28 protein-coding genes and 2 pseudogenes are annotated in these 25,083 nt (G+C 62.9%); 8 read left to right on the plus strand and 22 right to left on the minus strand.

Translation table 11 applies throughout. The features are described 5' to 3' along the window. The first annotated feature begins 115 nt into the window (after positions 1–115). Both xth and QFZ42_RS16575 read left to right on the plus strand, forming a co-directional pair. Positions 116–901 carry an exodeoxyribonuclease III gene (gene xth, locus QFZ42_RS16570; RefSeq protein ID WP_307701999.1) on the plus strand — a complete coding sequence of 262 codons (786 nt, stop codon included), beginning with the start codon at positions 116–118 and terminating at the stop codon, positions 899–901. A 5-nt stretch (positions 902–906) separates the two neighbouring features. Continuing rightward, positions 907–1,413, plus strand: a complete 507-nt coding sequence (locus tag QFZ42_RS16575; RefSeq protein WP_307702000.1) for a hypothetical protein — start codon at positions 907–909, stop codon at positions 1,411–1,413. A 77-nt stretch (positions 1,414–1,490) separates the two neighbouring features. Here QFZ42_RS16575 and ntrC read toward each other — a convergent pair whose 3' ends face one another. The 14 genes from ntrC to QFZ42_RS16645 form a co-directional block, all read right to left on the minus strand. Then, the gene (gene ntrC, locus QFZ42_RS16580; RefSeq protein WP_307702001.1) at positions 1,491–3,023 is read right to left on the minus strand and encodes a nitrogen regulation protein NR(I); all 1,533 of its coding nucleotides are present in this window, start codon (positions 3,021–3,023) and stop codon (positions 1,491–1,493) included. A gap of 22 nt (positions 3,024–3,045) precedes the next feature. After that, positions 3,046–4,125, minus strand: a complete 1,080-nt coding sequence (gene glnL / locus QFZ42_RS16585) for a nitrogen regulation protein NR(II) (RefSeq protein WP_307702002.1) — start codon at positions 4,123–4,125, stop codon at positions 3,046–3,048. 10 nt (positions 4,126–4,135) lie between these two features. Continuing rightward, entirely contained in the window at positions 4,136–4,645 is a 510-nt protein-coding gene (locus QFZ42_RS16590) for a hypothetical protein (protein WP_307702003.1), read from the minus strand. A gap of 143 nt (positions 4,646–4,788) precedes the next feature. Continuing rightward, complete coding sequence (gene glnA, locus QFZ42_RS16595) at positions 4,789–6,204, minus strand: type I glutamate--ammonia ligase (RefSeq protein WP_055799147.1); 1,416 nt, start codon at positions 6,202–6,204, stop codon at positions 4,789–4,791. A 146-nt stretch (positions 6,205–6,350) separates the two neighbouring features. After that, complete coding sequence (locus QFZ42_RS16600) at positions 6,351–7,151, minus strand: competence/damage-inducible protein A (RefSeq protein WP_307702004.1); 801 nt, start codon at positions 7,149–7,151, stop codon at positions 6,351–6,353. Then, a complete protein-coding gene (locus QFZ42_RS16605) occupies positions 7,148–8,029 on the minus strand; it encodes an EI24 domain-containing protein (RefSeq protein ID WP_307702005.1) in 882 nt (293 codons plus the stop codon). The genes QFZ42_RS16600 and QFZ42_RS16605 overlap by 4 nt, the downstream gene beginning before the upstream one ends. Before the next feature lie 38 nt (positions 8,030–8,067). After that, positions 8,068–9,042 (minus strand): sterol desaturase family protein, encoded by a 975-nt coding sequence (locus tag QFZ42_RS16610; protein WP_307702006.1) that lies wholly within the window; start codon positions 9,040–9,042, stop codon positions 8,068–8,070. Between the two features lie 10 nt (positions 9,043–9,052). Next, complete coding sequence (locus QFZ42_RS16615) at positions 9,053–9,799, minus strand: polysaccharide deacetylase family protein (protein WP_307704258.1); 747 nt, start codon at positions 9,797–9,799, stop codon at positions 9,053–9,055. 76 nt (positions 9,800–9,875) lie between these two features. After that, positions 9,876–10,883 (minus strand): YncE family protein, encoded by a 1,008-nt coding sequence (locus QFZ42_RS16620; protein WP_307702007.1) that lies wholly within the window; start codon positions 10,881–10,883, stop codon positions 9,876–9,878. A 78-nt stretch (positions 10,884–10,961) separates the two neighbouring features. Next, on the minus strand, positions 10,962–11,696 hold the full coding sequence (locus QFZ42_RS16625) for a pseudouridine synthase (RefSeq protein WP_307702008.1): 735 nt from the start codon (positions 11,694–11,696) through the stop codon (positions 10,962–10,964). Between the two features lie 56 nt (positions 11,697–11,752). Then, positions 11,753–13,489 carry a gamma-glutamyltransferase gene (gene ggt, locus QFZ42_RS16630; RefSeq protein WP_307702009.1) on the minus strand — a complete coding sequence of 579 codons (1,737 nt, stop codon included), beginning with the start codon at positions 13,487–13,489 and terminating at the stop codon, positions 11,753–11,755. A 43-nt stretch (positions 13,490–13,532) separates the two neighbouring features. Next, positions 13,533–15,128, minus strand: a complete 1,596-nt coding sequence (locus QFZ42_RS16635) for a class I SAM-dependent methyltransferase (protein ID WP_307702010.1) — start codon at positions 15,126–15,128, stop codon at positions 13,533–13,535. A 165-nt stretch (positions 15,129–15,293) separates the two neighbouring features. Next, on the minus strand, positions 15,294–15,647 hold the full coding sequence (locus QFZ42_RS16640) for a hypothetical protein (protein ID WP_307702011.1): 354 nt from the start codon (positions 15,645–15,647) through the stop codon (positions 15,294–15,296). A gap of 53 nt (positions 15,648–15,700) precedes the next feature. Beyond that, complete coding sequence (locus QFZ42_RS16645) at positions 15,701–16,600, minus strand: winged helix-turn-helix domain-containing protein (RefSeq protein WP_307702012.1); 900 nt, start codon at positions 16,598–16,600, stop codon at positions 15,701–15,703. A gap of 283 nt (positions 16,601–16,883) precedes the next feature. On the opposite strand from QFZ42_RS16645, the gene QFZ42_RS16650 reads away from it, so the two are divergent. Both QFZ42_RS16650 and QFZ42_RS28330 read left to right on the plus strand, forming a co-directional pair. Continuing rightward, the gene (locus QFZ42_RS16650) at positions 16,884–17,618 is read left to right on the plus strand and encodes a response regulator transcription factor (protein ID WP_307702013.1); all 735 of its coding nucleotides are present in this window, start codon (positions 16,884–16,886) and stop codon (positions 17,616–17,618) included. A 554-nt stretch (positions 17,619–18,172) separates the two neighbouring features. Further along, positions 18,173–18,271, plus strand: a pseudogene (locus QFZ42_RS28330) (hypothetical protein); the annotation flags it as partial. A gap of 56 nt (positions 18,272–18,327) precedes the next feature. Here the strand turns inward: QFZ42_RS28330 and QFZ42_RS16655 are convergent. After that, positions 18,328–18,679, minus strand: a pseudogene (locus QFZ42_RS16655) (transposase); the annotation flags it as partial. A 1,294-nt stretch (positions 18,680–19,973) separates the two neighbouring features. Between QFZ42_RS16655 and QFZ42_RS16660 the strand changes: the two are divergent. From QFZ42_RS16660 to QFZ42_RS16675, 4 genes are read left to right on the plus strand one after another with little or no spacing between them, the layout of a single operon-like run. Then, on the plus strand, positions 19,974–20,327 hold the full coding sequence (locus tag QFZ42_RS16660; protein WP_307702014.1) for a hypothetical protein: 354 nt from the start codon (positions 19,974–19,976) through the stop codon (positions 20,325–20,327). 15 nt (positions 20,328–20,342) lie between these two features. After that, a complete protein-coding gene (locus tag QFZ42_RS16665) occupies positions 20,343–20,582 on the plus strand; it encodes a hypothetical protein (protein ID WP_307702015.1) in 240 nt (79 codons plus the stop codon). A 45-nt stretch (positions 20,583–20,627) separates the two neighbouring features. Continuing rightward, entirely contained in the window at positions 20,628–20,963 is a 336-nt protein-coding gene (locus tag QFZ42_RS16670) for a hypothetical protein (RefSeq protein WP_307702016.1), read from the plus strand. A gap of 26 nt (positions 20,964–20,989) precedes the next feature. Continuing rightward, positions 20,990–21,208 carry a hypothetical protein gene (locus tag QFZ42_RS16675; RefSeq protein WP_307702017.1) on the plus strand — a complete coding sequence of 73 codons (219 nt, stop codon included), beginning with the start codon at positions 20,990–20,992 and terminating at the stop codon, positions 21,206–21,208. 132 nt (positions 21,209–21,340) lie between these two features. On the opposite strand, the gene QFZ42_RS16680 is transcribed toward QFZ42_RS16675, so the two are convergent. The 7 genes from QFZ42_RS16680 to QFZ42_RS16710 form a co-directional block, all read right to left on the minus strand. After that, complete coding sequence (locus tag QFZ42_RS16680; protein WP_307702018.1) at positions 21,341–21,700, minus strand: hypothetical protein; 360 nt, start codon at positions 21,698–21,700, stop codon at positions 21,341–21,343. Between the two features lie 100 nt (positions 21,701–21,800). Further along, positions 21,801–22,274, minus strand: coding sequence for a glycoside hydrolase family 24 protein (locus QFZ42_RS16685; RefSeq protein WP_307702019.1), 474 nt, complete (start codon positions 22,272–22,274; stop codon positions 21,801–21,803). Further along, positions 22,271–22,486 (minus strand): DUF7940 domain-containing protein, encoded by a 216-nt coding sequence (locus tag QFZ42_RS16690; protein WP_307702020.1) that lies wholly within the window; start codon positions 22,484–22,486, stop codon positions 22,271–22,273. Before QFZ42_RS16690 ends, QFZ42_RS16685 begins: the two co-directional genes overlap by 4 nt. Then, on the minus strand, positions 22,483–22,713 hold the full coding sequence (locus QFZ42_RS16695) for a hypothetical protein (protein WP_307702021.1): 231 nt from the start codon (positions 22,711–22,713) through the stop codon (positions 22,483–22,485). The genes QFZ42_RS16690 and QFZ42_RS16695 overlap by 4 nt, the downstream gene beginning before the upstream one ends. Before the next feature lie 2 nt (positions 22,714–22,715). Then, a complete protein-coding gene (locus QFZ42_RS16700; protein WP_307702022.1) occupies positions 22,716–23,042 on the minus strand; it encodes a hypothetical protein in 327 nt (108 codons plus the stop codon). Continuing rightward, a complete protein-coding gene (locus QFZ42_RS16705) occupies positions 23,039–23,461 on the minus strand; it encodes a hypothetical protein (RefSeq protein ID WP_307702023.1) in 423 nt (140 codons plus the stop codon). Before QFZ42_RS16705 ends, QFZ42_RS16700 begins: the two co-directional genes overlap by 4 nt. Further along, positions 23,461–24,948, minus strand: coding sequence for a hypothetical protein (locus QFZ42_RS16710; RefSeq protein WP_307702024.1), 1,488 nt, complete (start codon positions 24,946–24,948; stop codon positions 23,461–23,463). The genes QFZ42_RS16705 and QFZ42_RS16710 overlap by 1 nt, the downstream gene beginning before the upstream one ends. Positions 24,949–25,083 lie beyond the last annotated feature (135 nt).

Raw genomic sequence — 25,083 nt, forward strand, 5'->3', positions numbered from 1 at the left:
TGCCTGGACAGACCGTTGAACCTCACCTCCGCGACCACGCATGCTTCCCGCCGAAGACCAGCGCATTGCGGCAAGCAAGAATTCAGACATTCAAATCAATAGGACAAAACTCTCCATGCGTATTGCCACCTGGAACGTCAACTCTCTCACCGCCCGCCTGCAGCATGTGCTCGATTGGCTGATTGCCAACCCGGTCGACGTGCTGTGCCTGCAGGAGCTCAAGATGAGCGACGACAAGTTCCCGCTCGATGTACTCAAGTCGGCCGGCTACGAATGCGCGGTATTCGGCCAGAAAACCTACAACGGTGTGGCCGTACTGAGCCTGGCGCCGATGCGCGACGTGGCAAGGAACATCGGCGGCTTCACCGACGAACAGTCGCGCGTGATTGCGGCCACCATCGAAACACCCGCAGGCCCACTCCGCGTGGTGAACGGCTACTTCGTCAACGGCCAAGCGCCCGGCACCGACAAATTCGAATACAAGATGGGCTGGCTGCGCGCGTTGCGCGAATGGCTGCGCGCCGAGATGGCGGCGCATCCGAACCTGGTTCTGCTCGGGGACTTCAACATCACGCCCGAAGACCGCGACAGCTATGACCCGGTGGGCCTGAAAGAAACGATCCATCACACGACCGAGGAACGCGAGGAGTTCAGGGCGCTGCTCCAGCTTGGCCTGGTCGACAGCTTCCGCCTGTGCGAGCAGCCCGAGAAGAGCTATTCGTGGTGGGACTACCGGATGCTGGGCTACCAGAAGAACCGGGGCCTTCGCATCGACCACATCTTGGTGAGCGAGCCGCTGGTGCCGCGCGTCAAAGGGTGCATCATCGACCGCGTGCCGCGCAAGTGGGAAAAGCCAAGCGACCATGCACCCGTGGTGCTCGATCTCGACCAAGGAATTTGACGAAGATGACCATTCGCACCCTCACGATCATTGCAGCGGCGCTGACCCTCGTCGCCTGCTCGGCTTTCAAGTCCGCGGACAAGGCCGAAGACGGCAAGTCGGCCCCCTCCGCGCCCGACGAGGTGGCAAGCCCGAGGACCGACGTGCCGACCGTGCGCCTGATCACCGCGCAAACACCGGCCGTGCGGGCCTATCGCAAGACTGGCGCGCGCCAGATCTACAAGGCCTACGCCCAGCGCATCTACAAGGGGAAGATTCCTCCGCTGGTCTATGCCGTGGTGGTGGTCGAAACCGAGCTCGATGCGAACGGCAATGTCACGAACGTCACGTTCAGCCGCGTGCCGAGCCATGCCCCGGAAGTGCCGGGCAAGATCGCGGAGCTCATCAAAGCGGCATCGCCGCTGCCCAGCCCGGGGCGACTCGGCGCCCACACGTATGTCGACACGTGGCTTTGGGACAAGAGCGGAAACTTCCAGCTGGATTCGCTGACTTTAGGACAGCGAAGCCGGTAGCTGAGGCTCGCCCCAGTCGTCGCGGTGGTCCTGGAATGGGCCGCCGCTCTCTCCTTCTCTCTATTCGAAGCGGCAGCCTATTCGATGCCCAGTTCCTGGATCTTCCGGGTGATGGTGTTGCGTCCGATGCCCAGCTTTTGAGCGGCTTCGATGCGGCGGCCGCGGGTGTTGGCCAGGGCGGTGAGGATGAGCCGCGACTCGAAGCGGCGCGAAAGCGCGTCCCAGACGTCGGTGCGACCGGCGGCCAGCAGCGCCTGGGCTTCCATTTCAAGGCCGCTCTCCCAACTGCTGGCGCCCACGAGGCCTTCAGTGCTGGCTTCCGGCGCGGCGCTCGCCGGAGCGGATTCACGCTCGGGGCTCGGCGACAGCAACGGTGCGGGTTGCACGAGAGTTGCCGTGCCGACGCCTGTATCCGCGGCTTTTGCTTCCACGCCGGCTGCGGCGGCCATGACCTCGGGCGGCAGGTCCTTGGCTTCGATGAGCTGGGCTGGCGCCATGACGGTGAGCCAGTGGCAGATATTCTCGAGCTGGCGCACGTTGCCGGGGAAGCTGAACGATGCGAGCTTGGCCAACGCCGCATCGGAGATGCGCTTGGGCTCGACGCCAAGCTGGCGCGCACTCACCTGCAGGAAGTGGCGCGTGAGCGCGGGCACGTCTTCGCCGCGCTCGCGCAGCGCGGGCAGGCGCAGGCGAATCACGTTGAGGCGGTGGAACAGGTCTTCGCGGAAGCCGCCGAGCTTCACGCGCTGCTCCAGGTCCTGGTGCGTGGCCGCAATCACGCGCACGTTGGCCTTGACCGAGTTGTGGCCGCCCACGCGGTAGAAATGCCCGTCGCTCAGCACGCGCAAGAGGCGGGTCTGAAGGTCGAAAGGCATGTCGCCGATTTCGTCGAGAAAGAGCGTGCCGCCTTCGGCCTGCTCGAAGCGGCCGCGCCGCATGGTCTGCGCGCCGGTGAAGGCGCCGCGCTCGTGGCCGAAGAGTTCGCTCTCCAGCAGGTCCTTGGGAATGGCCGCGGTGTTGATGGCGACGAAGGGGCCGTTGGCGCGCGGCGAATGCTTGTGCAGCGCGCGCGCCACCAGTTCCTTGCCCGAGCCCGATTCGCCGGTGATGAGCACCGTCACGTTGCTTTGCGAGAGGCGGCCGATGGCGCGGAACACGTCCTGCATGGCGGGCGCCTGGCCCAGCATTTCGGGCGCGGCCACCATGCGCTCCTCGGCCACTTCCTCACGCTGGCTTTCGTCGACGGCGCGGCGGATGAGCTCGACGGCACGCGGCAGGTCGAAGGGCTTGGGCAGGTATTCGAAGGCACCGCCCTGGAACGCCGAAACGGCGCTGTCGAGGTCGGAAAACGCCGTCATGATGATGACGGGCAGGCCGGGGTGCTTGGCCTTGATCTTGTCGAGCAAGTCGAGCCCGGAGCCGCCGGGCATGCGGATGTCGCTCACCAGGACCTGCGGGCCCTGCTGTTCGTCGTCGGCGGCGAGTTCGAGGGCGGCCAGCACCTCGCGCGTGTTGGTGAAGCTGCGCGTGGGCAGGTCTTCGCGCAGCAAGGCCTTCTCCAGCACGAAGCGGATCGATTGGTCGTCATCAACTATCCAGATCGGCTTCATGCATCTCCTTGTTGCCGTGCTGCTAGGGCAGCGGTATCAGTATCTTGAAATCGGTTCGGCCCGGGACACTGTCGCACTCGATCACGCCGTGATGCTGTTGCACAAAAGTTTGTGCGAGCGTCAATCCAAGCCCTGTCCCGCCTTCCCTTCCCGATACGAGCGGATAGAAGATGCGGTCCTTGATCGTGTCCGGCACACCCGGTCCGTTGTCGATGACATGCAATTCCAGTGCCAATCGATACCACTGCTTATTGAATATCACCTGTCGGGCGATGCGGGTCTTGAAAGTGATCTGCGCGTCGCCCGCCGCGCGGCGCTCCGCCAGGGCCTGCGCCGCGTTGTGCACGATGTTGAGCGTGGCCTGGATCAGCTGCTCGCGGTCGCCGCGAAACTCGGGAATCGACACGTCGAAGTCGCGCTCGATGTGCAGGTCGCGCGGAAACTCCGCAAGAATGACCGAGCGCACGCGCTCGCAGACTTCGTGGATGTTGACGTCGCCCACCACGTGCGGGCGCCGGTGCGGCGCCAGCAAGCGGTCGACCAGCGTCTGCAGCCGGTCGGCTTCGTGAATGATGACCTGGGTGTATTCGATGAGGTCGCGCGACTCCACCTCCATCTGCAGCAGCTGCGCCGCGCCGCGAATGCCGCCCAGCGGGTTCTTGATTTCGTGTGCGAGATTGCGGATGAGTTCCTTGTTCGCCTGCGCCTGGTCGAGCAGGCGTTCCTCGCGGTCCTGGCGCACCTGCTGCTCGAGCGGCGACATCTCGATGACGAGCTCGCCCGACTTGTCGCCCTGCGCCAGGGTGACCTGCACCGGCATCAGCTCGTGGTTGACGCGGCGCAGGAAGGCTTCGTAGCGCAGCGTGGCGAAGTCGTTGCTGCGCGCGCCGTCGATGGCGGTGCGAAGCACGTGCGGCTCGTGAAAGCAGGCGCCGAACTGAGAACCTTCGAGGGTGCGGCGCGATGTGCCCAGCGCGTCTTCGAGGGCCGCGTTGGCGAACAGCACCGAACCGTTGGTGCTGACCACGGCAATCAGCGTGGACAGCAGATCGAAGGGCTGAAAGCGCGGCGTGGCGCCGGCCGCCTTCTTCCCGAATGCCATGATGGACTGACTACTGCTTGACCGGCAGGCGGCCAAGTTCGCGGCGAATGCCGGCGATGTCGCTCTCGTTGCGCGCCAGTTCGGCCTTCATTTCAGCCACGCGATCGAGATACTTCTGGTAGTTGCGGCCTTCGCTGCCCTGCTTCTCGGGCTCGCCGTTGTTGTATTCCTTCTGCAGCTCGGCCTGGCGGGCTTCTGCTTTCTTGAGCTCGGCTTCGAGCACCGAACGCGCTTCACCGTCGCGCGCGCGCTGGTCGACGCCTTCGACGCGCGGGCTGCCTGCGGGCGCACGCGCAGCGGAGGAGCCACCGCCGCCGCCCGAAGACTTGGCGGCCGGCATCCCGGAGCCTTGCACGACGGTGACGTTGCCGCCTTCCATGACCTTGCAGCCTTTTTGCTGCGCAATGGTCGAGTTGTTGGTGTATTCATTGCCGCAGCGCCACACGCGCTCCTGCGACGTCGCCGGCACGGCGACGGCCAACAATGAACCAGCCAGGAAAATGAGAGAAGCAGTCTTCATGAGAATCGGTGGATGGCGCGACAAAGGCGCATTTTCATGCAATTCGACTCCATCGGTGACAAGATGTTCCGCGTCAACGAAAAAGGACGGCCGAAGCCGTCCTTTCTGTCTTACTTACCCGTCAGGGGCTTGCGCCCGCCGATTTACAGGGAGTAGTACATGTCGAACTCGACCGGATGGGTCGCCATGCGGAAGCGCGTGACTTCCTGCATCTTGAGGTCGATGTACGCATCGATGTAGGCATCGGTGAACACGCCGCCCTTGGTCAGGAACGCACGGTCCTTGTCGAGGTATTCCAGCGCTTGGTCGAGGCTGTGGCACACGGTCGGGATCAGCGCGTCTTCTTCCGGCGGCAGGTGGTACAGGTCCTTGCTGGCGGCTTCGCCCGGATGGATCTTGTTTTCCACGCCGTCGAGGCCCGCCATCAGCAGCGCAGCGAAGCCGAGGTACGGGTTCATCAGCGGATCGGGGAAGCGCGCTTCGACGCGGCGGCCCTTCGGGTTGGCCACGAACGGGATGCGGATCGAGGCCGAGCGGTTCTTGGCCGAGTAGGCCAGCTTCACCGGAGCTTCGAAGCCGGGCACCAGGCGCTTGTAGCTGTTGGTGCCGGGGTTTGTGATGGCGTTCAGGGCACGGGCGTGCTTGATGATGCCGCCGATGTAGTGCAGCGCGAAGTCCGACAGGCCTGCATAGCCGTCGCCGGCGAACAGGTTCTTGCCGTCCTTCCAGACCGACTGGTGCACGTGCATGCCGGAACCGTTGTCGCCGACGATGGGCTTGGGCATGAAGGTGGCGGTCTTGCCGTAGGCATGGGCCACGTTGTGGATCACGTACTTCTGCAGCTGGACCCAGTCGGCGCGCTGGACCAGCGTGCTGAACTTGGTGCCGAGTTCCATCTGGCCGGCGTTGGCCACTTCATGGTGATGCACTTCGACCGGGATGCCGAGCGATTCGAGCACCAGGCACATTTCCGAGCGCATGTCCTGGAAGCTGTCGACCGGGGGAACCGGGAAGTAGCCGCCCTTGACTGCCGGACGATGGCCGGTGTTGCCGTGCTCGTATTCCTTGTCGGTGTTCCACGAGGCTTCTTCGGAGTCGATCTTGACGAAGCAGCCCGACATGTCGTTCTTCCAGCGAACGCCGTCGAACACGAAGAATTCGGGTTCCGGACCGAAGTAGGCGGTGTCGCCCAGGCCCGAAGCCTTCATGTACGCCTCGGCGCGCTTGGCGAGCGAACGCGGATCGCGCTCGTAGGCCTTGCCGTCGGCGGGGTCGATCACGTCGCAGGTCAGGATCAGCGTCGTTTCTTCGAAGAAGGGGTCGATGTTGGCGGTGTTCGGGTCGGGCATGAGCTGCATGTCCGAAGCTTCGATACCCTTCCAGCCAGCGATGGACGAACCGTCGAACGCGTGGCCCGAGGTGAATTTGTCTTCATCGAAAGCCGAGACCGGCACGGTGACGTGCTGCTCTTTGCCACGGGTGTCGGTGAAGCGGAAGTCGATGAACTTGACCTCGTTTTCCTTGACGAGCTTGAGTACATCGGCGACGGTCTTTGCCATCAGTTTCTCCTGAGTTGGATGGTGGTTGGAAATACAGGGACGGGGGATGCAGTTTCTGTGCCATTGTCGCCCCTCGCGGGGAGGCTCCGGCGGCAGGTGCAAACCCCAAAAAAAGGCGAATAATCACCAATTTGGTGCCATTGAATCTAGCGCACCAATTCTGGGCCAAGCTTCGCATCAAAGGCGTGCAACCCTTCGATGAGCTGGGTATAGGCGGCTTCCAGGCGGCCGGGGTCGCCTTTGACGCCCAATTCGATGTGGCGGCCGTACGCGGGATGGTCGACGCTCGGCAGGCTGAACACCTTGATGCCCGGATGCGCGGCTTCGATGGCGAGCATCAGAGGGGTGAGCGTTGCTTCCATGGCACCGAAAACAATGACCGACTTTTCGGCCGACTGCCCGCTGGTGAACAAGGCCGAATAGCGGCTGTCGAGCACCGATTCGATCATCGGCCAGGCCATGACCGGGAAGCCCGGCACGAAATGGACGTGATCGACGCTGAACCCCGGGATCTTGTTGTACGGGTTGCGGATGATCGCCGCACCCTTCGGGAACACGCCCATGTTGAGGCGATGAATGTTGTCGGGCCGGTCCGGCTCGTAGGCAATGCCCTGCTCGCGCGCGGTGTCCTGCATGCGCTCTCGAATCAGCGCTTCGGCCTCGGGATGCAGCTCGAGCGGCACCTGCAAGGCCTGGGCGGCGCACTGACGGGTGTGGTCGTCCGGCGTGGCGCCGATCCCGCCGGTCGAGAAAACGATGTCCCCCGAAGCAAAGGCCCGGCCGAGCGCGGCCGTGATGCGCGCGGGCTCGTCGCCCACGTATTCGGCCCAGCCCAACTGCAGCCCGCGCGCGGCAAGCAGTTCGATGACCTTGGGCATGTGCTTGTCGGCACGCTTGCCTGAAAGAATTTCGTCGCCGACAACGATCAGGCCGAATGCGCGGGTCATGGGGATTTCCATTGAGAAAGAACGGCCTGGTCGGCTTCGATGGCCGCAGGTGCGCCGCCGCCGGACGAAGCGGCAGCCGCCCCCCGCTGTGCGCGCAGTTGCGCCAGAGCATCGAGGCAGTAGTGGCCGAACCAGAGCGACGAAAAGGCGAATACCAGCGTGTAGATCCAGATCGCGAGCGGCACGAGCACGAAAAAGGCGGCCGCAAACAGCAGGCCGGACGCCCAGACAATGCTGGGCGCGGCACCCAGGTAGCCGCACAGCACGCCGATGCACAGCAGCGGCAGCCGGTGCGAGCGCAGGAGGGTGGCGCGCTCTTCGGGGCTTGCGTGTTCGGCCAGCGCGTCGAAGCTCATCACGCGGTAGGTGAGCCAGCCCCAGATCAACGGTGGCAGGATGAGCACCAGCGGCGGAATCAGCCAGAGCGGCATCGAGACCACGAGCGCCACCAGCGCCAGCACCGTGAGGCCGAGCGAACGCGCCATGCTGCCGAAGAAAGAGGCGCCCTTCTTGTGCTCGAGCGCGGGAAAACGGCGGTGCGCCACCAGTGCCGTGAGCGGCGCCGCCATGAGGCCGGCCACGATCAGCAAGGACACCACGACGATCAACGGGGTGGCGGCGACCACCACCACCAACGGCGCCAGCACGGAGGTGACGTCGCCCGAAAAGAGCCGCCCGATCCAGCCCCAGAAGCTCGACAGCAGAGGCCAGGCCTCGAGCGCCTCGCGGGTCCATGCGACTGTCGCGTCCCAGTAGAAATAGCCGAAACCCGCAGCCAACAGCACCATGAGGGCGAGTGGCAGCAGAGAGAGCACGATCACGCGCGGCAGCATGCAATACGCCACCGCGCGCCAGAAGGAATCGAGGAGCAGGCGCATTGGGTGCGAAGGATAACCGCCCCGGATCGGCCCGGCGTTCAGCCGCGGCCGACCATTCGCTTCAGGCCGAACCATTGCTGGGCCCAGAAACCGCTGCCGTAGTCGCGCACCCGTCCGTCGGCGCCGGGCTCGACCTGGTCGCGGATGCCGGTCGGGTCGTAGCGTTGCTCGAAGTTCGCGGTGCGAAAGAGCATGTCCCACCAGGGCAGCAGCACGCCGAAGTTGTGGCCGCCGAGCGTGTGGGCGCCGCGCGACTCGTGGCCCAGCCCGATGCTGTGGTGCAGCCTGTGAAAGCGCGGGCTGATCCACAGCCGCTCGCCAATGGCGCCGAAGCCGAGCTTCAGGTTGGCGTGCTGCAGGCTTTCGCTCAGTTGCGTGAACGCGACGAACGCAATGAACTGGCCGGGCGCCACGCCGATGAGCTGCGCAACGATGACGATGAGCGTGTCGTGGACGATGTCGTCGAGCAGATGGTTGCGGTCATCGCTCCACATGGTCATCTGGCGCTGCGAATGGTGCAGCGAGTGCAGGCCCCACCACCAGTTGAGCTGGTGCTGGCCGCGATGAATCCAGTAGCCGACGAAGTCGAGCACCACGAGATAGATCGCAAAGGCAACCCACGGCACGTCGGTGACGCCGGGCCAGGCTTCGTCCAGGTGGAAAGTGCCCCATCCCGCGGTGCGCAGGCTCCCGATGGCCTCGTCGAAAAACGGCTCGAGCGTGAAGAACATGGCCAGCCGGAACACGCCGAGGCGATGGATCAGCGTGTAGAGCACGTCGATGCGGATGGCGCGGCGGTCGGTCACGGGCTCGACGGCGCGCCAACGCTGCAGCGGCCCGATGACCGCGAGCAGGACCACGACCTGGATGAGCCCGACGAGCAGCCAGCCGGTGGCGTCGAAGGCGTCTTCGGTCCAGCCGCCGAGGCCGACCGCATAGACCAGCGGCTGAATCAGGATTTCGAAGAACCAGCCCTGCAGCGCGGAAAAGGAATCCGTCAACCAATCGATCACGGCGGCAGCCTCAGGGGTGGGACGCGATCCAGGCGCGGTATTGCGGATGCTGGCGCAGCGTCTCGAAGCAGAAGCCCTTGGCCTTCAGGCCGACGATCAGCGGTTCGAGGTCGGCGGGCGCCCAAGGGTCCTTGCGCGACCAGATGCCCAGGTGCGCGAGCAGGATGTCGCCGGGGCGGATGGTCTCCAGCGCCTGCGCGAGGAGCTTTGCATTGCTGAATGTCTCGCTCGGCAACTCGTCGCCCAGGAAACCGGCCGGTGACCAGCCCACGTGCTCGAAGCCGCAGGCCTTGGCCGCGGCAAGCAGCTTGGGCGAGGTCTTGCCGCCCGGCGCACGGTACAGCGGCAGCGGCTTCTTGCCGGTGATGATGGCCAGCCGCTCGGAGGCCTTGCCGATGTTGGCGCAGTACTCGGCCGCGCTCCAGGTGAATTCGCGCCCCGCCAGCGCGCCCGCCGTGGGCTTGATGCGGAAGCTCGGCGTCACGCCCTTGAGATCGCCGCGCCAGTACGCGTGGTCGTAGGTGTGCGAGGCGAATTCGTGGCCTTCGGCCGCCCTCGCCTTCCACCAGGGCGCCCAGTGGCTGTCGAGACTGTCGCCATCGGTTTGCGTGCGCTCGGCGGCCGCAAAGAAGGTGACGCGAACGTTCTGGCGCTTGAGCACCTCGGCCACCAGCGGTGCAACGCCCATGTGGCCGGTGTCGAGCGTCAGGTAGACCGGCTTTTCGCAGGAAGCGCCCTGCGCCCACGCCGCGGGCATCGCGGCGCAGCCGATCGCAAGGACGATCCCGGGAACAGCGCGGAACCCGCTGTGCCGGGCTGCCGACGGGACCCGCTCAGATTCTTTTTGCATGTTCCAAGGTCCAGACGCCGTGCGGCGAGCGGCCGACATTGACCTGGCGTACGACCTTCTGGCTGGCCAGGTCGACCACGCTGAGCTTCTTGGCCCAGCGCGAGGTGACGTACAGCGTCTTGCCGTCGGCCGACACGTCCATGCAGTCGGGGCCGCCCGGCACGGGGTACGTCGCAATGACCTTGAGCGTGGCCAGGTCGATCCGGCTGATGGTGTTGGCCACGCGGTTGCTCACGAAAACGCTCTTGCCGTCGCCGGCCGAACGGAAGGCATGCGCGCCCTTGCCGGTCGGGATCTTGCCGACCAGCTTGGGCTCGGGGCCCGCCACGTCGAACACCTGCACGCCGTCGCTGCCGGTCAGGCCCACGAGCAGGGTCTTGTCGTTGTGCACGCCGAAAATGTCGGCCGGCATGGCGCCGGTGGCCATGCGCCAGCGGACGGTCTGCGTGGGCAGGTCGACGGCGATGAGTTCGTCGCTGTCCTGCATGGTCACGTAGGCGACGGTGCTGGTGTTGTCGATCCAGATGTGGCTGGGCGTCTTGCCGGTGGCAATGCGCTTGGCGAGCTTCAGGTCCTTGCCGTCCCAGCGGTAGACGTCGACGTGGTTGAGCCGGTTGCCGGCCGTGACGAACCACTTCATGTCGCGCGAGAACTGCAGCTGGTACGGATCGATGATGCCGTAAACCACGCGCTGGACTTCGGCGGTCTTCGGGTTGAGAAAAGTGAGCGAATCACCCGCCGAATTGGCCACGATGACCGATTTTTCATCGGGCGTCATGTAGATGTGGTGCGGCTCCTTGCCGGTGGCGATGCGCTGCTTTTCGGTCCAGTCGACCGGATTGATCACGCTGACGCTGGCATCCAGCGAATTGAGCACGAAGATCGGCGGCGGTTCGGGGGGCGCAGCGGCGGCGGCTTGTGCCGCCCAGACTGTCAGGCAAGAAAACAGGAAGGCCGCGAGGCGGCCATTCGGTCGGGCAAGGAATCGCAAGGGAAGCTTCCGGAAGAGTGCTTCCGATTATCAACGGCCCGGCCCGACCGCCGGCTGACCGACGGCGCTTCTGGTGCCTTATCCCGGTGTTTTTGCACGCAAGGCCGCAACCTGCTCGGCGCTGAGCCATCGCCACTGGCCCGGTGCCAGGTCTTCGGGCAGCGCCAGTTGGCCGATGCGCGAACGGTGCAGCCCTTCGACCCGGTTGCCTACCGCGGCGAGCATGCGCTTGACCTGGTGGTACTTGCCTTCCGTGAGCGTCAGCCGCAGGTGCAGCGGACTGTCCGATTCGCAGGCCGCCGCGCGCACCGGCTTCGGATCGTCTTCGAGCACCACGCCGGCCAGCAGTTTTTCGATTTGCGCGGCGTCCAGCGGGTGCTTGGCCGTGACCTCGTAGACCTTGGGAACGTGGTGCTTGGGCGAGCCCATCTTGTGGATGAACTGGCCGTCGTCCGTCAGCAACAGCAGCCCGGTCGTGTCCTGGTCGAGCCGCCCGATGGCCTGCACGCCCTGCACCGCGCCCTTGTTGGGCCGCAAGCGCAGCGGCGACGGCAGCAGCGTGTAGATGCTCGGGTAGGTGGACGGCTTTTGCGAGCACTCGGTCCCGGCCGGCTTGTGCAGCATCAGGTAGGCCTTCTCGTGGTACGCCCACTCGGTGCCCTGGACGGTGAAAAGCAGGCCTTCAGGGTCGAGATCGTCGAACGGGTCGTCGGCGGTTTTGCCTCCGATGGTCACGTGGCCTTGCTGGATGAGCCCTGCGCACACGCGCCGCGTGCCGAAGCCTTGGGAATAAAGAATGTCTTGCAGGTGCATGGAAATGAAAAAAGCGGCCGCGCCGGCATGGCACGACCGCCTTTTAGTTTGCAGGATCAGTAGCCGGCGGCAAGGCCGGTGTTGCGGCGCGGGTCGTTCGCGCCGTAGAAGCGGTTGGCGCCGACCGGCTTGCCGCCCAGCGACGGCGCGCCGACGATGATCGCCGCGAGGTGGTTGGCCGGCTGCGGCACGCCCAGGTTGTGGCCCATGTCGGTCAGGATCTTCCGGGTGTCGGGGCTGATCGCGAAGGTTTCGACGTTGGTCACGTCAGGCAGCCATTGCTGGTGGAAGCGCGGCGCATCGACGGCTTCCTGCACGTTCATGCCGTAGTCGACCACGTTCAGGATGGTGTGCAGCACCGCGGTGATGATGCGGCTGCCGCCGGGCGTGCCGACCACGAACACGGGCTTGCCGTCCTTGGAGACGATGGTCGGGCTCATCGAACTGAGCGGGCGCTTGCCCGGGGCGATGGCATTGGCCTCGCCCTGCACCAGGCCGTACATGTTGGGCACGCCGATCTTGGCGGTGAAGTCGTCCATCTCGTTGTTCAGCAGCACGCCGGTCTTGTCGGCCGTGACCTTGGCGCCGAACCAGTCGTTGAGCGTGTAGGTCACCGACACCGCATTGCCCTGCTGGTCGGTGATGGAGTAGTGGGTGGTGTTGCTGCCTTCGTGCGGCGCCACGCCGGGCTTGATGTCCTTGGAGATGCCGGCCTTCTTGGGGTCGATGGCGGCGCGGATCTTCTCGGCATAGCCCTTGTCGAGCAGGCGATCGAGCGGGTTCTTCACGAAGTCGGGGTCACCCAGGTAGCTGTTGCGGTCCACGTAGGCGTGGCGCATGGCTTCGATCTGGTAGTGCACCGACTCGGCCGAGCGAAAGCCCAGCTCCTTGAGCGGGTAGCCCTCGAGGATGTTGAGCATTTCGCAGATGATCACGCCGCCCGAGCTCGGCGGTGGCGCCGACACCACGCGGTAGCCGCGGTAGTCGCATTCGACCGGTGCCAGTTCGCGCGTCTTGTACTGGTCGAGGTCGGCCTGGGTGATGATGCCCTTGCCGGCCTGGCTCGACGCCACGATCGCCTGCCCCACCCAGCCTTTGTAGAAACCATCGACACCCTTGGCGCTGACGGCCCGCAGCGTCTTGGCGAGGTCTTTCTGCACCAGCTTCTGGCCGACCGCGAAAGGCTCGCCCTTGTTCAGGAAGATGGCGCCGGAGACCGGGTCCTTCTTGAAGTCGTTGGTGGAGGTGCGCAGCATGTCGATGTCGCCCTGCTCCAGCGCAAAGCCCTTGTCGGCCAGCTGGATCGAGGGGGCGATCAGGTCGGCGCGCTTCATGGTGCCGTACTTCTCGCGTGCGTATTCCATGCCCGACACGGTGCCGGGCACGCCCACGGCAAGATGCCCGTTGGTGCTCAGGCCCTTGATGACGTTGCCGTCCTTGTCGAGGTACATGTTGGCCGTGGCGGCCAGCGGAGCCTTCTCACGGAAGTCGAGAAAGGTCTTGCGCCCGTCGGCCAACTGCACGGTCATGAAACCGCCGCCGCCGAGGTTGCCGGCGGCCGGATACACCACGGCCAGCGCATAGCCCACGGCGACCGCCGCATCGACCGCGTTGCCGCCGCGCTTGAGCACATCGACACCGACCTTCGTGGCCAGGTGCTGTGCGCTCACGACCATGCCGTGCTCGGCCGCAACCGGCGCTTGCGATGCGGCGTTCGAAGCGCTTGCGCCCGCCAGAACGAGCGCGGCCGCCACCGCGGCGCGCAATGTCGGGGTCCAGTGGAGTTGCTGCATGGAGAAAATCCCTCGTTGAGTTCGGTGATGGAGAACGGTAATGTCAGGCGACGAGCAGCGCCTTGCGCCGCAGGTCCCGCAAGCCAAGCGCCACTTGATTCAGCGCGAATTCCTTCAGCGCCGACGGGTCGGTCAGCGGCTTGTCGTTCTGGACGAAGCGCAAGCGATCCGCGCGCACCTCGGCCGCGAGATAGTCGGCCAGCATGTCGTGCGAGTGCGCGCCATCGAGCAGCGGCAGCAGGCAACGCTCGAGCGCGGAGAGCCCCACGGACTCGTGCCACTGATTGCAGACATTGGCCGAGCTCCCCGCCGACAATGCCAGCCCGGAGGCGCTGCGCACCGACGGCAGTGCCAGCGGCCATGCGGACACCTCCGTGGCGGCCTGTACCGGCGCACGCCGGATCCGCACCGCGCCGAGGATCAGCAGTTCCTCGAGCATCGACATCACGAGCGGTTCGGCCGAAGCGCGCGGCTCGCCCGTGGCCGCGAGCACCGCGGCAATCAGCGCTTCGGACGATACGCTGGCGGGATAGTGCGCATCGAGCACCTGCGCCGCGGCTTTTTGCACCGGAAGGCGCAGCGTGACCTTCAGGTTGCGCAGCGCATTGCAAGACTGCTCGCGCGCATCGAGCGTCAGGGCACCGCCGTCCTCCGTTGTGAACACGCCGGCAAATTCAAGACTGCGGATGCGGCCCTGGTCGAGGCGATAGCGGACATCGGCGGCTCGGTCCTGCTTCACCAGCAAGGTCTGGCGAAAGGTGCGGTTGACCAGGAAGTCGAGATACTGCTCCATGAGCACCTGGCTGCCGCCGCACTCGCGCAAGAGCGGTTCGCGAACCTTCTCGCCATAGTTCTGGACGAACATCGTGGAGGGTTCTGCATCGGCCAGATAGGCAAGGCCATGCGCCTCTGCGCGCGCGACGAACTCCTTGAAGTAGCAGGGTGCGTTGCAGGGCTCGAGGAACTCGTGCAGCAGGTAGTAGCCGCTGGAGCCGCGCACGATCGGCATTGTTTCTTCGAGCGTTTTCTTGAGAACGCTGTCGGGACGCGCCGATTGCTCGAGAAACTCGAGCATGCCGCGCGCATAGGACAGCTTTTCGTCGGGCGTGTCGCGTGGGGCGCCGCGCAGGATCATCGCGTCGCGCACGATCTCTCTCGCCTTCCAGCCCGGGTACACGTTGTAGCTGACATAAGCCACGCCGTTGGGCGCGAGGTTTTCGGAACACACGCGCAGAATCGCGTCCTGCACCGGTCCCGGCACCCAGCTGTAGACGCCGTGGCAAATGATGTAGTCGAACTGGCCGAACGAAGCATCGACCTCCGCGAGATTGAACGCCCGCAGCTCCACGTTCGGCAACCCGGCCCGCGAGATGGCGCCAACGCCCTGCTCCACTTGCACCTTCGACAAATCCAGGCCCAGGGCGCTTGCTTCGGGATAGCGCGCCGCGAACGGAATCAGGTTGCCGCCGGCCGCGCAGCCGAGCTCCAGCACCCGCGCCTTGGCTGGCGCCGGCGTCTCGAGCCCGAACAGGAAAGCGAGGGCCTCCAGATGCTCGACGGCGGTTTGCGGGAACGGGTGCGACTCATAGGGCACCTCGTCGTAGTAGCTCGTGAGCGTCGAAGTCAAGGTATCGGGCACGGCGTCCTTTTTTTGGATCGATGCGGGCAGCAATGCCCTTTGTGAGGGGACAGAGAGCGGTGGCGTTGTGACAGCGCCCGCCGACTATAGCCTCGTGCCCGGGCAAAAAAAAGCCAACCTTCGACAGGTTGGATTTTTGTGATGAATGGGCTGGCGCCTACTGGATCATGGCTGGTCAGATACGCGTTGCGGGCGATTACGCGACCCTTGCACCTCAGCTTCGACAGCCGGTCCGGCATCTTCATGAAGCCGTCCGGCTGCACTTCGAGGTTGATTTGCGAGTCGGTTCCGGGCGACGCCTTGGCATTGACGGTGTAGCGCGTGAAGGTGGCCTCGAACTGCGGCACGGGTCACCAGGCTTTCGCCCTGGTGGAACAGCACCTGAAGTCGCATTCCCGCGCGCTCGGCTTGGATGGCGAAATTCATCATCGAGACCACGTAGTTCTGGAAGAACTTGCCATCGTGGCTTGGCGTCGCGATCACGGGGAAGAACTGGCGAAGTTCGGAAGGTTCGAGCAAGTCAAGACTCCGCTTATCTGGCTGAGGGGCATCACATGCCATCGCCGAACGGATCACAACATCGACAGCCGGTACCCCGTTTTGTAAACGGCTCTGAGCGCATACCCGCTTTCTTCGCGCAACGCAAGTTTTCTGCGCACGTTTGCGATGCAAACATCGATGACTCGCGAGCCTTCGTCGCGAGCGTACGACGTGGCCCAGAACGAATGCCAGAGTTCGTCACGCGTCAGCACGCGACCTACGTTCTGGAAGAACGCCAATGCGCATTTGAACTGCAGAGGCTGAAGAAAGACCTTCCGACTCCGATGCAGGACGATGCAGCGGTCCTCGAGAAACTGGTAATCACCCCAAGTCAACTTCGTGATCGGGCCAAGCGCGGCATCTGTTCTTCTGCTCTTTCTCGAGAACAGCGCGCGCATTCGCCAATTCAGTTCATCGTCCGTCGTCCGCAGAATGTCGAAGTCGACAACGTCCAGCCACTCCAAATTCCTCTCCCACGGAGGCAGATGACTCCACATCCTCCAGGGGACAAGAAAGAGCGTGGGTATGCGGAGAACTTCACCGCCCGGGAACGGAGGTTCGTCAAACAGGCCGCCATGCGGAGACATCAGCAGCACGTCGAAGTGCCGGCCGCTTCTCAATTTGCTCAAGAAACCGGCGACGCCGGTGAATACGACAGGCTCATGCCCCATCGACGCCAACCTGGCTCCCAATGCTGCTCCGCGCCCATCGCCGGTGCCAATCAACGCGACGGACAGGGCTTGTGGCCCAAGCGCTTCTACCGTTGCGCCAAAAGGCCTGAGCGAACTAGTCCATTTCGCCGCATCTCCCGCGGCGCAAAACCCGAACTCGGACTTCATCATGCGCAAGAGCCGAAAGTGGCCGCGCTGGTTTGGTGCGGCTTCTGGCTCGCTCGACTGATCTTTTTCATGACTGCCCGAAAACTGGCCCATAGGCCATCCAAAGAAATTCGGGGCGAGCCTAGAGAACAGGCCAACGCACGTCCAGGATTTTGACAATTGCTGAGCATTCCAGAACGGAACGCCGGAAATTTTCCGCACTTTTAAGAAAGCGCACCTATCACGTGCTAGCACGGTCAGTCCAAGTCCGCACAGATTTGACAATCTTTAAGATTTTAGTTTTCAGCTTTCAATCGATTGATTACTAAAATTACATCAATGCGCACCAACTGCGTGTGCTTTCTGCATCCGCAACCCGATCGAAGTACTGAAATCCATGCGAATCGCAGCTCTTGACGACGACATAGACCAGCTTGACCTGACCAAGAGCACTCTGAAGGCGATGAACCATCATTGCCACACCTTCACGGATGGCGCGGCACTGCTGAACGAATTGCGCCGCGAATCGTTCGATCTGCTGGTTCTCGACTGGGAGCTCCCCGGCATGTCGGGGCTGGAGATCGTGCGATGGGTGAGAACCAACGTGACGGAGCACATTCCGATCCTTTTTGTGACCAATCGGCGGGACGAACGCGACATCGTTGAAGGCCTGGTGCTGGGCGCGGACGACTTCATGAGCAAGCCCGTGGGCGTCGGCGAGCTGACCGCGCGTGTACGAGCGCTGTTGCGTCGCTCCTATGCACAGGTTCGGACCGAAGAGGAAATCTGGGGCCGCTACCGGTTCGTTCCTGCTCTGACGCAGCTCGAGATCAATGGCAAGCCCGTGCAACTGACGCAGAGGGAGTTCGATCTCGCACTCTTTCTGTTTCGAAATCCCGGTCGGCTGATTTCGCGAGGGCACATGCTGGAAACCATATGGAAAACAAACAACCCAGCTGGCACTGAGCTGATGTCGCGCTCGTTGGATACCCATATTTCTCGGGTGAGAACCGTACTGGGATTGCGGCCGGAGAACGGCTTTCGGCTAACTGCCGTCTACGGCCAAGGCTATCGCTTAGAAGCTGTCGGGGACTCAGGAGCGGGCATCGGCCCGATGGCCTGCAGGGCCTGATCTCTCCATTGATTTCGGTCTCGAGCACGCTCGGAGCTGCTGGCACCTCAGGCTTGCCTCCATGGTTGCTTCTCGAGGCCTGCAATCGGCGATTTCGCCCGGCGCCTCTTCGCCCCCTCAAAGACCCGCAGCTCGCATCCGAGCGATCGCAGTGCGCCTGAAGCAACAGCGGCACGTCGATTGGCACGTAGCTTGCGGAACTGACGTGCAACCCTGAGGTTTCAGTCTTGCATACAAGACTAATGATCAAATTTGAACCACGTACTCCCCTTCGAGGTGCATTCGACGCACCGTTTTAGACCCCGGCGTGAGGTCGAGCAGAGCTTGACAACGGCGACGGGAGCAGACGGCAGTTGAAAGCGCCAATGCCCGAGCACCTCTGGCCGTATTCAGGCCTGAATATGCGTGCCAGCGTTCAAGACTCCGGCGGCGGTCGGTCTGCGCGAGCCAATCCTGACGCTTTAGTTCAAAACCAGTATGTGCGCTGGATCAGATGGGCGAGTCTCGCGGGTTTCGCGCTGATAGTCGTTTGGGGACTCGATGTCTCGGGGGTCATGCGGCAGCCCAACCGCATCTGGCAAGACACGCTCGTCGCATTGCAGGGCCGCGACGTGCGCAAGAGCAGCGTGATCGTGATCGCCATCGACGAAAAGAGTATGGCAGCGCTGGGAAGCTGGCCTTGGGGCCGGTCAACGCATGCGGCGTTGATCACTGGCCGTCCCCGTCCAGCAAGGGCGAGCGCGCAATCCACTTTTTTTCGGCGGCGTACTCCACAGCTTCCTTGAGGATCTCGTTCTCCAGCGTCTTCTTGCCAAGCACGCGCTGTAGCTTGGCGATCTCGGCACGAGCGGCTGCCAGTTCCGAAGCCGGCACCACAGCCTCGCCCGCCGATACAGCCGTCAGCGCCCCTTGCCGCTCCAGCTTGCGCCACTGGAACAGCAGGCTGGCGGCAACGCCTTCCTGACGTGCGACGAGCGACACGCTCATGCCAGGTTCGTAGCTCGGCGAACCAGTGCGGCCTTCTCTGCAAGGGACCAGCGCCTGCGGCGCTGGTCCCTCATGATCACTTCGACGGTATCCGTATTCCTAGTCGTACTCACTGTCCTACTCCTATCTTTAAAGATAAGCGATAGACCCTGTCCTGTCATTCAAGGGGCCAGCTCAGTTTCGGCGCTCCATTCGCAAGCCAACCCGCGCGTGAAGATTGAGATGGCTGGGAGCGATGAGTTCGGTGTTCGCTGAGTCTTCGAAGAAGTGTGTCGCCGTCGTCGATCCGGATCAAAGGTCCGGTAGACGCATTTTCCGCATGGTCAGTCGGCTCGGCCATCTCCCTGTTGCGATCCAAGACGCAGAAGCACTGCGCGCGCGTGGCGTTCGTCCTCGAGCGTTCGACCTGCTGCTTGTGACCCCTGCTTCGAACGACCTCGTGTTGGCGATGGAAGCCGTGGAGGAGGTGCACTCAATTGTTGGGGTCCATGTGCCGATCGGGCTGATAGCTACCCGCTGTGATCTGCGGCGAGCGTTCATGGTCGTGCGGGCAGGGCCTGGAGACGATGCGATCGCAGCGTCCGCTGACACCGAAGAAATTCTTCGCTTCATTGAGCGCCTTCTGCAACCCCGAGGCCCCTCAGTCTTGGCGGCTTGCTGGGAATGAGGGCACTATCGTTTCGAGCTGGTGACAGGCAACGCCCTGGCTGGGGCAAGGCGGTCACGCTGAAGCCAACCGAATTCGATCTGGCGGTCACATTCTTTCGAAAACATGGGCCAAATCCTGTCCCGCGAATGGCTTCGTGCCAGGTTGTGGATAGACAAAAGGGGAGACAAGCGCACGCTGGATGTTCGTGTCTCGCGCCTGCGCCGGTTGCCGGAGTTGTCGGGCGGGCGAATGGCGTTCTTGCAGTGCTTGTCAGCCAGCATGGACAGCGCTCCAGGGCGGGGAATAAGTGGAAACCGGCGAACGATCTCCGATACAGCGACCTTTACCCCGACTGTTCCCCGGCTTGTTCCCCGAATCAGCCTTGGCTGCCATCAAATCTCATCGGACTTCCTCGCACAATGGCTGACTGATTCTCCAATGAAAAAGGGCGTTCACTGGACTTCAGTGAACGCCCTTGGACGTTATGTTGGTGGAGCTGGGGGGATTTGAACCCGAGAGCGGCCCAGGCTGGATGCGGCTTCCGGCCGGCGCGTGCGAATTACGTGCGATTTGAGTCCGGCGAATACCGCCCGATCAGGCCGATGCGCCAAGCCTTGAGCCATGCGGGTTGCGGCCACTTCCCCCACCCCAACATTCAGGCCAGCCGGCCTAGCTCTGGCGCGGCTTTGCGCCTGTCAATTCCAAAGAAATGAGGCTTCATGACCATCAAGACGCTCGCCCTGACACTCGACTTCCATGCTGTCGGGGCTACTCCGCCAAAAGGCGACGGGTTCGATTCGTTCCTGCTCTACAACCAGTGCGACGGCTTTCACACCGTCTTTGCCCGCTGGGATGACGATGGCGTTTTCGAGGGCTTCTTCGACTTCCTGGGGCGGAACGAATACAAGGACGACTTCTACGAGGCGTGGGCCAGACTGCCCGACTGCAACGCTGTGCTGTTCCCGGTATTCGGGTGCAGCCCGTCAAGGGCCGCCTTGGCACTCGACGCCATGGTCTCCGCCACCATCGACAAGGCCAAGACCCCACCCTCTCCCCAAAGCGATGGGGTCTGATAGCAAAGGATTGAGATGAAGCAAGACCAACTAGACACCAGGGCGATGCTCGAAGCCGCCTTTGGGCCGCGTACTCGCGACATTCTGATGAACAACACTTCGGGGCGCTACCTGTCGGACATGATCGAGGAACTGATTGAGAGCCGTGTCAAGCAGGAGCGCGAGGCTTGCGCGAACATCGCCGTCAGTTGGTCCGACAAGAGCTACGAGGCCGAGCAGATCGCCGCAGAGATTAAGGCGCGCTCTGCTGGCTGACCCTCTCCACCCGCAATGCAGGCGCAGAAAGAATAGGATAGAGCGATGACAACCGCAATCAAAGTGAGCCAGTTCACGCCTGAGCTGGACCGGATCTATAGCGATGCTCGATGGCATTGCGATAAGTACGGGGTCGAGAGCGAGGCTGGGTTTCGGCAAGTGATGGGGGTGATGGCACATAAGGCGTTTCGGAATGCCATCGAGCCGTTTTTGAAAATGAAGTGCCAGATCACGGCGCTCCACATTCCTCGTTACGTGCTGCACGCTGACGGCAAATTTGAAAGCCTTCCTCAGGAGTTGTCACCTGAAGAGAAAAAGCTGTGGGACCAGTTGGACGAAATGATCGCCAACGAGGCCAGCCGCTACAAGTTGCTGGATTGATGTCGAGTGCTGTATAAATCTACAGCATGAAGCAAGTCGAATTCTTCACCTGGAACCTGCCCCCGGACATCTGGCGAAAGAAGGGTGGCCCGTCGAGCTACAAGATGTCGCGCGAGGATGCAGAGAAAAAGCACCCGGGCGCTACGCCGATCCTGTCGTCGCGGGAGGTGAGGCGGATGCCGGAAACGCCTGAGGAAATCGGCTTGGGTCCGTCAGTCGGCACGAGCCAGAGGCATACCTACTGAGGCGGTCAGCGCTTCGGCCAGAGCGAGTAGTCTGCCTTCGGGACCGGCTGGCCTGCAAGCGCGGCCTCGCGGCATTCGTTGTACTGCCCCGCCACTTCAACCAGCTTCAGCACCGTAGCGCCGAAACTCGGATCACTTAGCTCCGTCAGCTTTGGGCAGCTGCTCACCACCAGCGGACTCGGCAAGCCGTCCGGTGAGCGCGGAATTGATGCTCCGCAGGCCGTCAGGAGTATTGAGGCAGTCGCGATAGACAGGGCTCTCACGAACGATTGTCTCGGTCTTGGCGCGAATGGTCGTGTTGACCGGCTTGAGTTTAGCGATGGCATCTGCGGCTCCTTGCTGGGCGGCTTCCCGGGTTTCCTGGCGGATCTTGTCGTCACTGGCCTGCTTGGCGATGATCCGGTCTTCACCAACGCCCATGCCGTACCAGCCAGCACCAGCGACAGAGGCGCCCCAGCCGATCACTAAGGCGAGAAGCACATAGGGGTTCATGTACAAATTCCCCGGAAAAGTAGACATGTCGCGCGGACGTGTACACGCTTCGTGCACTCGGAGGCGCTGTGCCCATGCATGCCGCAGTAGGTGCACCACTTCATGAGAGGCTCCCGGCCGCCGCCACGTAGGCAGCGCGCAGCTTCTCAATGCCGTGCTCCGGCTGACCGTACCCCGCGCCGGGCAGGCTTGCCCAGATGTTGCGCACGCGCGCGACCGCTAGATCGAAGTTGCCGGCGTCAATCAGCGGCAGAGCCCCACGCTCCCGGATCAACTGGATGGCCCAGAGATCCTGCGATTCAGGCCCGAAGTCCGGCAGGTTCAATTGATCGCGGTAGTGCTCCCAATGCACGCGCATGTGCTGGTAGCGGCCTGATGCGGTCGAATACAGCGAACCCTTCACCTGCTTTGGCTTGCGGTTCACGAAGGGGTGCTGCGAGTAGTCGGTGAAAATCTCGGGGCCGGTCACGCCGGTCACGATCACGTCATAGCCATCGTTTTGGGTGAGCGGGCTGGTGCTGGTGCCCTCGCTCACAGAGAGCATGTCCAGAAAGGCGCGTCGGTTTGCGTTCATTTGGTCAGGCTCTCTTGCTTCACCGGGCGAAGCAGCACGATGGCGATCAGGCACGCCAGCCGGATCAGCGACTTGTGGCCCGTGTCGATCAACGGAACGCCGTCGATGTTCTCGGCGACGATCTGCAGGATGTCGGGCAAAAAAATACCCGCCGAGGCGAGCATCACAGTCCACGATCTCCAGAGCTTTCGCCAGTTGTCTACGAGTTTCATGACAGGTCTCCTGGTTTGGTGAACTCGCCCTTCACCCAGCGCTTGAGCTTCATGCCCCACTCCGTCTCTTCGCGCCACCAGCGACGCAGCAGGTACAGAATCTGAAGGCACACCAAGATGCCGGTCAGGAAAGCCGTCCAACTGATCTCCGAGTACCACGCGATGCCACCAGCAGGGGCGGTGCGAACTGCCAGCTCTACAGCGATGTCTTTGATTTCTTGCTTCACGCTCACCCCTTGTGAATTCCGCTCGGGTCAATCGGGTCGAGCAAGTTGATGCGAATCCACAGCGCCCACTTCTGCCGCCAGCTAGGCTCCAGATTGCTTAGCCGCCACAGGCGAGAGGACAGCGTCCATTCGCGCGGTAGGTCGAGGAACACCAGGCTCCCAAAGATCGTGTTCACGACGAAATCGACGAACAACCCAAAGAAGAGCCACGGGTATCCCATGACCTTGATGGAGGTCGTCAAGGCATTGGCCTCGCGTACCTGCTTGAGCCGCATGACGGCGCAGTAGATGCCCCAGAGCACCCAAGGGGATAAGAGCAGATAGATCATGAGATTGCGTCCTTGAATGCCTGTCTTAGGTCCGATGGGAGCGCCGCGGCGAGCGCGAAATACGCCGCTTTCACTTTCAGCCTCATGTCTGCATAGGTCGCGCAGGCGGTGAGGTCGATGTTGGTCAGGTCGCGCAGGCCCTGTTTAGCCGTCTCGATGACTTGTGCGCGGGATGCCTCGCCTTTGGTCAGCGAAGATGCTTGCAGGCCGTCTAGGATTTCAATGATCGGCTGGCGCTGCAGGCGGATCTCTGCGATGGCGCGCAGGATCAATTCGCCAAGCGTGGGCTGCGGCGGATCGCTTGGGACATTCCCCTGTGCGATCCATTCGAGGTAAGCCTGGTAGTCAGCATTGCGCTCGTCCATTGGGATGCAAGCGCCGTCTTCCCTCAACACGTAGGCGGGGAATTTGGTGTACATCACAGTTCCGCGATGAACTCGATGTAGCCGCCAGCACCTGCACCCGCGTACAAGAGACTGGCTTGCCCGATAGTCAGCCCGGCAGCGACGTTGATTTGCACCAGCGCGCTGTCGCTGGAGATTCCCAGGAGGGACGAGCCGGTGGGGGCAATCGTGGTGCCGGCGCCGTTGGTCGGAAAGAGGTTGGACGATCCGAGAGTCGGGCTCGCGCGAAGAGTCACTGGAAACGGCATGTAGTAGGCGGCACTATTCGCCGCAAACGCAAGCCCGGACGCAACCAGACCCGTCCCCGCGTTGCTGTTCCGGTAGTAGTACCGCCTGCACCGTCGCAATTCCTCGCCGTACTCCACGCGCTCGAATGGCGAGAGTTGACCGACTTCAGCTTGCCAGGCCCCTTGGTAGGTGATCGATTGGCCCGCAAGAAGGGCGCCGGTCACGAACTCGATGGCGATCCCGCGGGAGGCATTTGTGCCAGCGGAGAAGCTGAACGCCTTGTTCTCAACTGTGCCGCTCAACGTCAGCGAGCCGGTTGCAAGCAGCGTCTTCGCTGCAAAATTGTCCGTGGCGTTTGCGACGTAGGCATTCCAGGTCACAGAGGTGATGCCAACAGCCGAGATCGGGATTTGCACGTTGACCTGTTGCCCGACCCAATCGAAGCAGTTGGACGACTCGATGCGCTGGCCGAACAGGGTTGCGGTGTTGGCCGCCGCGCCCGTGATCGTTACGGCACTTTGATACCCCGTCCCAGCCACCTTCTGAATGGTGACGTTTGCCCCGGTACAAGAGGCATAGCAGCGGTCAACCACGTAGCCGATGGCTGCCCCCGCTGTGAGCGTAACCCCGGCGGAAATGGCCCTCTGGTCAATCCGCAGCGAGCCGTTGATGATGCGATTGCGGAACGATGGTGTCGCAAGCGTCCCAGGAAGCGCGGGGTTCGATGGAGTGATCAAGCCCACCGACACCACCGAAAGGCCGGAATCGAGCGATCCACTGTCCGGCACGATGACCACGGTGGTGGCCGCGGCGAACGTCGAGCGAACCACAGTGCCATAGACGATGCCGCCCGTGTTCGTGGTCTTCACCCGGGTGCCGTAGGTGAATGTCTGCGTCTGGTCGCCCGGCACGGTGAAGGAGGTTGCGCTGACGAAGGTCGGCGTTGCCTGGAAGACAATCCACTGGTCAGCGACGACCGAGTTGTCATTGATGCCGCTGATGTTGTCGATGGTGCGTTGCACCACGCCAGCGGCGTTCTTGATGACGAATTTGTACGTCGCGCCCCCAGTGATCCAAACTGCGCCTTGGTTGTTCACCCCCAAGGTACTGAGAACGACGGGCCAGGTGTTCGGGATCAGTCCGGCTTTGTCGCTGGTCGTCGTTGCAGGCGTGGAGGTTCCGGCGAGATAGACCTCTATCTGTCCGCCGCTCAGCGGGTTCCCATTGGCATCTTCTTGCTGGTCGTTGATCAGAGGGGCTAAAAATTGCGCCATTCGGGCTCCTGAAAACAAAAAGGCCACCCGAAGGCGGCCAGTGGCTAAAATCTGCCGGTGGAATTCACCGACTACATGCTCTGGAAGGCAATCGCCATCGTCGTGGCGGCTTTCATCTATGGAATTTGGATGGGC

Source organism: Variovorax paradoxus, from assembly GCF_030815855.1.
GTDB classification, from domain to species: Bacteria; Pseudomonadota; Gammaproteobacteria; order Burkholderiales; family Burkholderiaceae_C; genus Variovorax; species Variovorax paradoxus_M.